This is a genomic window from Duganella sp. Root336D2 (genome assembly GCF_001425005.1).
GTDB lineage: Bacteria > Pseudomonadota > Gammaproteobacteria > Burkholderiales > Burkholderiaceae_D > Rugamonas.
In genome coordinates this window covers 112,683-123,674 of sequence record NZ_LMDB01000005.1, presented here as the reverse complement: position 1 = coordinate 123,674, position 10,992 = coordinate 112,683, and the positions used below count along the sequence as shown (strand labels likewise).

Genomic DNA, 10,992 nt, shown 5'->3' with positions numbered 1-10,992 from the left:
AGCTTAACGCTGCCGTCCAGCGAACCGATGCTGGAAGCCAGCTGCGTGACCGTTTCTTCCGAGCTTTGCGAGGAGGCTTTGGACTTGCCGTAGCCGGCACTCAGGTTGCCGGCCGAATAGTGGACGCTGATGCCGGACTTTTTCTCCTGCCTGGTGCTCGATGTTTTGCTGGTTTCCTCGGCGCTGACGATCTTCAGGCCACCTTTGGCGTCGATGCTGAGGTCTTTATCGGCCAGCACGGTGCTGCCCTTGATCAGGGTATCGCCGCCGCTGGTGGCAACCACATTGCCGCCTTTGATGCTGCTGCCGATTGCCAGTGTACTTGCGTTGTACTCGGTGATGTCGCTACTGCTCTTTTTCACCTTGTTGCCCGACTTGCTGTGGTTCTCCACGTCGGATAAGTGAGTCTCGGCGACGCTGCCGATATTCAGATCCTTGCTTGCCTTCAGTGTCAAAGTGCCACCAGCGGCAAGCAAGCTGCCCTTCATGTTCAGGTCACTGCTTTGGTTGATACCTGCGCTGACCAGCAGGTCGCCAGTGGAGGCCACGCGAGCTCCGACGACCGATTGGTTCTCGTGGATATCCTTGCCCCAGTTCTTCTTGTTCTTGTCATCCTGCAGGCTGGTCTTGACCTCGTCAACCACGGCGTTGATGTTCACGGCACCGCCTGCACTCAACTTGCCTGCGCCGGAGCCGCTAGTTCCGATCGCCAACTGGATCCCGGTCAGGTTCAAGTTGCCCGTAGCGGCCATCAATAAGTCACCGCCGACATTGACTCGACTAACCTGGTTGTAAACTGCGCTGTTGTTCTCAGTATTGCCACCGATCAGGGCATGGTACGTGCTGCCGGTTTTCACCGTATCGAAGGTTATGCTATCGCCAGCGAAGATCGAGGCGCTGCCTGCGTTAATCGTGCCTGCCAGGTCGGAAACATTACGACCGGCGTCCATGATCAAGCCCCCGGTGGCGCTAATCATCGCCTGGTTGGAGAGCATCGTGAAACTGCCGCCGTTCACATTGGACGACCACTTGCTGTCCACGGTCAGAGTTTCGTTCTTTATATCGCGTCCGGCTTGCAGGGCGACGTTTCCACCCGTGATGGTGCCACCGCGGTTGATGATGTCTTCGCCGGCCAGCAGGATCGTGCGGCCGTTGCCGCTATCGATCACGCCGCCCTGGTTCATGATGGTTTCGCTGACGTCGATCACCACGGAGGCGCCGGTGACCAGCGCACCGGTTGGCCTGACTGCGTTGGCATTGAAGTGCGCCAGGTAGACCTTGGGCACCAGCACAGTCTCGATGGATCCATCGGGCAGTTGCACAGTCTCGCTTTCAAGCCAGACGATATCGCTGGTCAGATGGCTGACTTGCTCAGGGCTGAGCGAAATGCCCGGACGCAGGCCAAACTCCTGGGCGAAGCTGGCTGCGCTGTTCAGCATTTTCTTGTACAGCGCGTCGTCTCCTGGACGGGCACTCGGTGCCCGGCCGGTAAGCTCGGACAGTTGTTCGCGCACTAGACGCTGTTCGTAGAACCCGTCGCCCAGACGCTTCTGGGTGGTGGCATGGTCGACGGCCAGCTTGTCGAGAAGGAAGTCACTACTGGTCCATTGGTCCTGCTTTGCAAATTGTGGGCGCGTCTCGAACAGGTATTCGCCTTTCGGGTCCGGGTTGCGCAGGAACAGGCCGCCAGGAGAGATTTTCTTAACTCCATTGATGCTGTCGCCCCGCACTGCGGTTGCAGACCGGCCCGACGCGCTTCCTGCGGCGGAGTTGACGTCGCCTAGCGTGCTGTTTCGGGCTTGGTTGAAGACACCTCCGTGCAACGCACCTTGATGCGTCGGGCCGGCCAATTGCGTTCCTTCCACGGTATCGAGCCCGTTGCCGGTGCCGCTACCTGACGCAGTGCTGCCCGCCAGTAGTTGGTTGGCAGTGCCGCTGTTGCCCGCCTGGCCTGCGCTGCCAAGGTTGGCGCCCGCTCCGCTGGACCCAAGCCGACTTGCCAGGTTGGCATATGCGCCAGCTGCGCTGCCGGACACGTTGGCGCCCGCGCCGCCACCATTTCCACCGCCAGCGCTGGCATGCGCACCGCCGCTGGCGGCGCTATTTGCGCCGCTCCCGATCACATCGACGGAGTCGCGGAAATTGCCTACTGTACCAGCGCTACGGTCCACATTGCGGAAGCTGCGAGCGCTGATGAACACACCCTGCTCACCCAACATCGTTCCGCTCATCGCGCCAATTTCGTGGTTGATATCGCGATTGCTCCAGGCTGCAGTGTAACGGCCGGTATACGTCGTGAACGTACCGCTGAAACTGTGCCTCCTAAGCAGTTTTGTCCCGTCGTTGACAATAACGGGCCTGCCGGCTACGTCCAATGTGCCAAGGGCTTTAATCTCGCTAAGGGTGTTGTCCAGTGTATTGGTGACCGTCAAGCGCATATTTCCGCCGGAGAGGATCTGGCCAGCTTTGCCAGCGCTCGGGGAGACCTGGTCCTCGACGACAGTGTGGTTTGCCACACGCTTTTCTTCCAGTTGATCGGAAGTCTGCGTGCCAGTATGCCTTTCCGTATGTCGCAGGATGGTATGTTCCGGATCGTCATATGCCGGCTGGGTCACGATACGGAGGCAGTTCGTGCTACAGCTGCCATATGCACTGGAGAAGTTATACTCCGGCGTATTCCACTCAACCTGACGGCTGTCTGGCAGCTGATATGCATCCTTCGCGGCGCCACCTTGGTCAGGATTGGTCGCAGTACGGCTTTCGTAGTAATAAATGACCCTTACGCCATCGCTCGTTGGAATGCGGCTACGGGAACCCCATTTAGCAAAGTAACCACTGAGGGCACTGAAGAACGCTGAGTCGTTGGCATGGGTGCGTATCACCGCTCGGGTAATCTCATAACCGTCAGGCGTGATACGTTTTTCCGATTCCAGAATGTCTGCCGGATTAACGAAATAAACCTCCCATGGCGTGTAGTTACTGGAACCAGGATCGTAGGCGTTGGGGTTTCCACCAGGTCTATACCAGGACGGCATTGCCATATTCACCGTTTCCGTTCCGGTAACCTGGACAATCGATGCGTTATCTCGAATATTCTGCAACGTGACCGTATTCACGTCCAAATTGCTGCTCGCCTCGATAGTGGACGAAACGTTATTCACTTGCGCACTCAAGCCGCCGTTGGTAGCGCCAATAAACATACTTCCGGAGCTGTACAGCGTGCCGCCCTGAAGGTTGTTCAGCGTTCCATCCACACCGAGCGCCATATTGCCAGTGGAGCCGATCAAGGCGCTGGCGCCGGTGTTATTGAGGTTGCTGGTACGAACAGTGACGTTGCCGCCGACAATGCCGCTGGTGTTGCTGATGTTGGCGGCGACCAGGTCGAGCGCACTTTCGCCGTTGATCTCGCCGGCATTGGCCAGGTCGCCCGACGCGCGGATGGCGACTGCGCCGCCTTCGATCACGGCGCCGGCGTGGTTGGTTACCTGGTTGCCGCTCAGGGTCAACGTGCCTTCCGCGCCAAGAGTGCCGTTATTGGTGATGTTGCCGGTAACAGTCAGGCTCAAGTCGCGGTTCGCGTGGACTTGCTGGGCGCCGGCGGCTTGAACGAAGTCGCCGTTCATGCTCATCGCGAGGTCGCGGCCACCGAAGATTTCACCCAATGCGCCGACCGCGCCGGCCGATACGAACAAGTCGCGGTCGGTGGCAATGCGGCCGCCGGCGTTGCTCAATTGCGGGGTGTTCAGCGTCAGGTCGGCGTGGGAACCTCCTGCGGTGCCAAGGCTGCCGCCGTCGTTGTTCACGTATTGCGCGGAGATGTAAGCGTTGCCGCCGGAGAGCACCTGGCCGCTGTTGACGAAGCCAGCGCCGGCTTGCTTGAAGGTCAGCGTGCCGCCGCTGTTTACCTTGCCCTGGTTGGTCAGTTGCTGGTTGATTCCCAGGTCCATGCCCTGGCCGGAAGCGATAGTGCCCGAAACGCCGTTCCATAGCGTGGTGCCGGATAACAGCAGATTGCCCATGCCGGCGATGGTGCCGTGATTGGTGATTGCGCCGCGGCTCAGGAGGCTGGTGGCGCCGTTGCCTTTATTGGCAATGCGGCCGGTGCCGTTGTCGATGGATTCGCTGTTGATGGCCAGGGTGCTGCCTGCGCCGACTGCTTCGATAACGCCGCCATTGTTTTGCAAGGCGCTGCCGGATGTCAGCTGCAGGTCGGTGCCGGCTTGCACGATGCCGCCGGCATTGTTTGCCATGCCGCCAACGGAGAGTGTGGCCTTGCCGTCTGCCACGAGCTGGCCGCTGTTGGTGAAACTGTTGGTGTTGATTGTCAGTTCGGCCCCGTACCCATCAACGGTGGAGACCTGGCCGCTGTTGGTGAAGGAAGATGCGTCGATCAGCGCCCTGCCCTTTACGGCGACCTGGCCGCTATTGCTGAAGCTCGCCGCTGCTTCGTCGAAGGTCAGCGTGCCGCTGCTGCCGATAGTGCCTTGGTTATCGAGTTGCTGGTTCACGTCCAGCAGCATGGCTGCACCGGAACTGAGCTGGCCGCCTGCCTGGTTCTGCAGCGTGTTGGCGTGGAGCTCCAGTGCGCCGTTGCCTGCGATTGTGCCGCTATTGGTGATGCCGGTGGCGCTGGTGACGCTGGTGTTGCCGCTGCCTGCGTTGACGATGCGGCCGTTGCTGTTGACCGATTGGGCGTTGACCGTGAGCCTGGATGCCGGACCGGCAGCTTCAATGGTGCCGCTGCCGTTATTCAGGGCGCTGGCGACATTCAGATTCAGGTCGCCGCCGGCGTGCAGCGTACCGCCATTGTTGCTCACCGCGCCGCCAATCGTTGCAAGTAGTTGGCCGTCAACTGAAACGGCACCGCCAAGGTTGGACAGGCCGCCGGCTTGCAGCGTAATGCCGCGACTGGAGCCGCTCACCGTGTAAAGCTGGCCGCCATTGTTGGCGATACTGGACGCGATGATGCTCATTTCGCCGCCCGAACCCATGCGGCCGCTGTTCGCGAACGAGGCCCCTGCCTGGTTGAACGTGAGCGCGCCGGTGCTGCTGATGGTGCCGCCCTGGTTGTCGAGCTGCTGACGCACAGCCAGGTCCAGCGTCGTTCCGGCGGAGATCACGCCACCGGCCTGGTTCTGCACAGTCTGCGCATTCAAGACCAGTGCGCCATTGCCGGCCATGGTGCCGCTGTTGATGATGCTGCTCGCGCTGGTGATGCTGGTGCGCGCCGTGCCCGCGTTGACCATGCGGCCTGCGAGGCTGCTGATCGAATTGGCCTGCACGTCCAGCTTGGACCCAGCGCCCAATGCTTCCAGCGCGCCGCTGTTGTTGGTCAGGGCGCCGCCAGTGGTGACCGTCAGGTTGCCGGCCGCCTGCACCTGGCCCTGGGTGTTATCGAAGCCTGCTGCCGAAACAACGCTTGCGTTGCCTGCCGCTGCAATGGCGCCACTGCGGTTGCTCATGGTGCCCGCGCTGTCCAGCGTGATGTTTGCGCCGCCTGCGGTGGCAGTTGCGATTTGGCCGCCGTCGTTCTTGATTTGGGCGGCGTGGATGTTGATCGCACCTGCCGCAGCCATCTGGCCGCTGTTGCTGAACTGCGCAGCTGCCTGTTCGAAGGTCAGTGTGCCGCCACTGCTGATTTTTCCGGCGCTGCTCAAGGACTGGCGGACGCCGAAATTCAGGCTGCCGCCGGAGGAGATGCTGCCACCACTAGCGTTGTCCAGCGTGGCCGCGATCACGTTGACTACGCCGTTGCCTGCGATCTGGCCGTTGCTGGTCACTGCACCGTTTGCGCTCAGGTTGGTTGCGCCTGTGCCCACGTTGACGATACGGCCGGTACCGTTGTCGATGCTGTTGGAAGTGATATCCAGCGTGCCGTTCGCTGCCGAGGTTTCGATGACGCCGCCCTGGTTGGCCAGGGTGCTGCGCGAAGTGATGCTTGCGATGCCGTCGGCAACGATGGCGCCGCTGGTGTTGCTGATACTGTCCGCGTCCAGGCGCAGGTTGCCGCCGCCATCTTTGACCGTCACCAGTTGGCCGCCATCGTTATTGAAAGCGCCCGTCGCAACGGTTGCATCGGTGCCGCTGACAAGCTGGCCGCTATTGCTTACTGCCTTACCGGCTGCGTTCAGCGTGAACGCGGTGCGGCTGCTCATTGCACCTGCATTGTCCATGCTGTGGTCAATGGCCAGGTCCAGCTTTCCACCGGATGCGGCGATGCTGCCGCCAGTGCGGTTGACCAGGTCGGCTGCGGACATGGCGAGGTTGCCATTACCGGCGATCAGGCCGGCGTTATCCAGGGTGGTGTCGACGTTCACCGTTGTGGCGTTGGTGCCGACGTTGACGATGCGGCCGGTGCCGTTTGCCAGCGAGCCGGCGTGCAGGTCGAGCGTGGCGTTCGGGGCCAGCGCTTCCACGACGCCGTCGCTGTTGCTCATTGCGCCTGCGGTGCCGATGTCCAGCGAGCCGGCGGATTGCACGGTGCCTTGGGTATTATCAAGCTTGCCCGCGCTATCGATCGTCGCCGCTGCATCGGACATGATCACGCCGCTGCGGTTGCTGACCGAGTTGGCGCCGATGGTCATTGCCGCGCCGGAGCCTTTGGCGGTGGCTAATTGGCCGCCGTCGTTATTCAAATCTCCTGCGTGCAGGGTCATTTCGCCTTGCGAGACGATCAACTTGCTGTTGCTGACCGAGGCTCCATTGGCGTTGACTTGCAGGGTGCCGCCGCTGTTGATGGCGCCGGCATTGGTCAGCGAACCGCTCACGGTGGCTGTCATGCCTTGCGCGGAAGCGATTGTGCCGTTGGCTTTGTTTTCCAGCGAGGCGGCGGCAATTTCCAGCGCGCCGTTGCCTGCGATTGTGCCGTTGCTGGTGATGCCGAGCACGGCGGCCACGGTCGTGGCGCCAGTGCCTACGTTGACGACGCGTCCGGTGCCGTTGGCCAGATCGCCTGCATTCAGGTGCAGGGTACTGGCGGCGGAGACAGACTCGATATTGCCTCCGTCGTTCTTTACGGTGCCGCCGGCTTCAACCTGCAGGTCCGTGCGCGCTTGCAGCAGGCCACCGCTGTTGTCGACATCCCCGCTGGCGTGCAGGTCCGCTTTGTTATCGGACATGATGGTGCCGCTCTTGTTGCTGACACTTTGGGCGTTGAGCTGCACGCTGGCGTTGGAGCCTTGTGCCGTGGCGAGTTTGCCGCCATCATTGTTGATGCTTGCTGCGGTCAGGTCGATAGTGCCCGCGGCGACCATGGTGCCGCTATTGCGCAGCGCCAGGCCGGCTTGATTCGTTTGCAAGGTTCCGGCACTGCTGACGGTACCAGCGTTGTCCAGCGAGGATTGCACGGCGAGCGACATGTCGCCGCCTGCGCTGACAGTACCTTGCGACTGGTTGCGCAGGGATGCGGCGGACAGGTCCAGTTTTCCATTGCCTGCGATCTGGCCGCTGTTTTCAATGTGCGCCGTTGCTGCGACGCTGGTAGTGCCGCTGCCGACGTTGACGATGCGGCCGGTCGTGTTGTCGATCGATGTGGCGCCCAGGTGCATGGTGCTGCCTGCGCCGGTTGCCTGAAGCAGGCCGCCGGTGTTGTTCATGGCGCCGCCTGCGCCCAATTGCAGGTCGCGCGCGGCCTGGATCTCGCCGCTGCTGTTGTCGACCGTTCCGCCGACGGTGACCGTTGCGTCGGCGCCGGAGCTGATAATGCCGCTGCGGTTATCCAGCTTGCCGACGTTGGCGGAAATGCCGGAGCCGCTGGCGGTGATGATCCGGCCGTCGCGGTTGTCAAGTTCGCGGGCGTTCAGGGTTGCTGCGTCTTTTGCGGTGATGGAGCCGCTATTGCGCAGGGATGCGCCCTGCTGGTCGAAATTGAGTTTGCCCTGGGTGCTGATCTGGCCATCAAGGTTATTCAGTTCCGAGCGCACCCTCAAGTCCAGGTCGGACATGGCGGTGACAATGCCGCCAGTGCCGTTGGTCAGGCTTTCGGCGCTGACGGCCAGTGCGCCGTTGCTGCCGATCAAGCCATTGTTGGCGATGTAGCGATTCACCGTGAGCGAAGATTGGCCGGTGCCGGTGGAAACAATGCTGCCTGCGCGGTTGGTCACCGTATCGCCTGCCAGCGCCAGTTCATCGCGGCTTTCAATGCGTCCGGCGTCGTTGTTGATGCCGGCTGCGGCACGCAGGTCCAGCGTACCGCCGGAGCCGAGGTAGCCGCCGGCGTTGCTGGTGTCGCCAGCGATGTGCGCCGATGCGCTGCCGTCGGCGCGAATGGTGCCGGTGTCGTTCTTCAGCGAACCGGAGGTGATGTCGATGCGGCTGGTGCTGCCTTCAGCGGTGGCGATCGTGCCGTTGCGGTTGTCGATCGAGCTGTTCTCGATCTTCAGGGGGCCTTTTGCAAGGATCGCGCCGGAGTTCAGCAGCGCGGACTGGGCCTGCGACATAGTGAAGCTGCCGCCGTTGCTGATGCTGCCTACGTTTTTCAGCAGCGAGGCGACGTTCATATTGAGGTCGCCGGTGGCGGTGATTCGGCCTTGCTGGGTGTTCGTCAGCGTGGAGGCGTCGATATTCATGGCGCCGTTGCCGCCGATTTGTCCGCTATTGCTGATCGTCGCGGCCTTCAAGGCAAGCGGGCCGCTGCCTGCGTTGACGATGCGGCCCGCGGTGTTGTCGATTGCTGCGGCCTGCACTGCGAGGCCGCTTTGACTGCCCAGAGTTTCGATGGAGCCGTCCTGATTGCGTACGGCGCCTCCCGCTTCCAGGGACAAGCCTTTGTTGGCTTGCAGCTGGCCGGTCGTGTTGTCCAAATCGCCGGACACTTGCAAGGATGCCTGGCCGCCTGTGGAAATCTGGCCGTGCTGGTTGGCGAGCGTCGATGCTTTCAGCGACAGGTCGCCAGCAGCGGCGATGGCGCCGGAAGTGTTGGTCAGCGTGCCGGTTTCAAATTGCGCGTTGCCGCCGATGCGCCAGTCGCCTTGCTCGCTGCTGGTGGTGCCGCTATTCAGGGCGAGGTTGCCGCCGACGTTCAATTTGCTGCCGGCGCCGGAAATTTCACCGGCGCGCAGGTTCAGGTTTCCTGCGGTTTCCAGCTTGCCGCTCGCTTGCTGGAGCTTGCCGCCGACGTTGATGCTCGCGTCGCTGGCGCCAAGCTGGAGCATGGTGCCGCTGTCGTTGTTCAGGTAGCGGGCGACGTCGATGGACAGTTTGTTTGCTTGCAGCAGGCCGCTGCTATTGTCGAATTCGCCGAGCGTGGCGTTGAAGGCGCCGCCGGTCAGCAGGCGGCCGGTCTGGTTATTCAGGTTCGAGAGCTGCAGCGTCGCGTCTTGCTGCACGCCGATCTGGCCCTGGCTGTTATCCAAGGCGCCGCCGTCTACTTTCAGCGCGCGCAGGTTGGCTTGGCCGCGCTGGTTGCTCAACACGGTCGTGTCCAGGTTGATGCCGCCGGTGGCGGTGACCAGGCCGTGCTGGTTGTCCATCGTGGCGAATTTGAGTTCGCCCGCTGGCAGCGCTGGGACGGCGGTGCCGCCACTGGCGCCATTGCCTGCACCCGTTCCGCCCGTGCTGCCGGAGTCCGTGGTGCCGGTGCCGGCGCCCGCGTCAACGCTGCCGCTCGTGCCGCCCGTGGCGCCCGTACCGCCATCGGTGGCGCTGGCTACGGCCTGTCCCAACACACCATCCGCGTTATTGGTGCTGCCAACGTTGAGGTTCAGCGCAGACGAACCGCCTTGTACGATCTTCCCGCCTGCGTTCAGCAAGGCGCCATTGGCGCTGCCCAACTCAATGCGCCGCGCCTCGACCGAGCCGCCACGGTTATCGAAATCGCCAGTGACCGCTGCACGCAATTGCCCGCCAGCGTTCATGCTGCCGCCATTGGCCACGGAAGCCGATTTGAGCGCCAGGTCTTCACCTGCCTGCATCTTGCCTTTGTTCTCGACCGCATCCCGCACGGTTACCTGCATGCCCTTGGAGGCCGCCAGCGTACCGGTATTCTCCAGGCGCCCCTCGGAAGTGACGACCAGCTGCCCCGCCGCCGCACCGATCTCGCCGGCATTGCGCACGCCGACACCCGCCTCGGTACCGACCAGGAAAATCTGGTTTGCGTACATGCCGCCCAGGCGCGAAGCATCGATGGCGAATTGCGGCGCGCCATCGCTTGCTTTACCAACCTCGGTCACCGTTGGCGATTCGGCTTCTGCCACCTTGTTCACGCCAGTAACCACGTTCAGGCGCTGCGCCCACACGGCGGCATTCAGCACCAGCGAACGGCTGATCAAAGCCGTGTAGTCGGTCTTGCTCGCATCCAGGCCGGCGCCGTCGATCACGATCTGGCCGCGCTGCACGTCGTAGCCTGCCAGCCTGCCATCCGTCATGAACGGCGAACCGGTTGTCAGCGTCGCGCGGCTCACGTTGATAAAGCCGCCGCCATCCACCGAAATACCGGACGGGTTGGCAATGACCACCTCCGCCTTCTGGCCCGCCACTTCGATGTAGCCGCGCAGTGCACTAGGGTTATTGGAGTTGACCTCATTCAGGATCACCTTCGCGGCGCCCGCTTTCAGCCATGGGTTCGCCTCGACCCAACCGCCCAATTCGGTCTGCACATTCGAGCGCGAGTTGTTGAGGATCGCTCCACCCTTTGCCACGTCGAATTGCGAATAGACGTTGCGCGACACCCCGGCCGCACTTGGCCCACGCACATTCACCTGCGGCACGCCGTTGGCCGCCTTCAGCACGATGGCCTGGTTCTGGCTTGGCGCCTTTGGATCGGCAATGATCTGCGCCTGCACATGGCTGGCCCAGAGGAATCCGCCAAAGGCCGCGCCGAACAGCAAGGTCAATCGGCGCAATGCGGGATGAACGATAGCGGCCGGTGCCGAGCTATCGAGTGCATCGGTCTGTCCGGCGCCTTTGCCGCAGCTGCGGGCGCTCTCTCCCACTGCCATCAGCATGCCACGTGCTTTGTTGAAAACGATACGGTAGCGAAGTTTGTTCATGATG

1 protein-coding gene is annotated in these 10,992 nt (G+C 62.2%); it reads right to left on the bottom strand.

Annotated features, from left to right (window positions below; genetic code table 11):
* On the bottom strand, positions 1 to 10,988 hold a 10,988-nt coding region (locus tag ASD07_RS07995; protein WP_055927711.1), incomplete at its 3' end, for a filamentous hemagglutinin N-terminal domain-containing protein.
* Positions 10,989 to 10,992 lie beyond the last annotated feature (4 nt).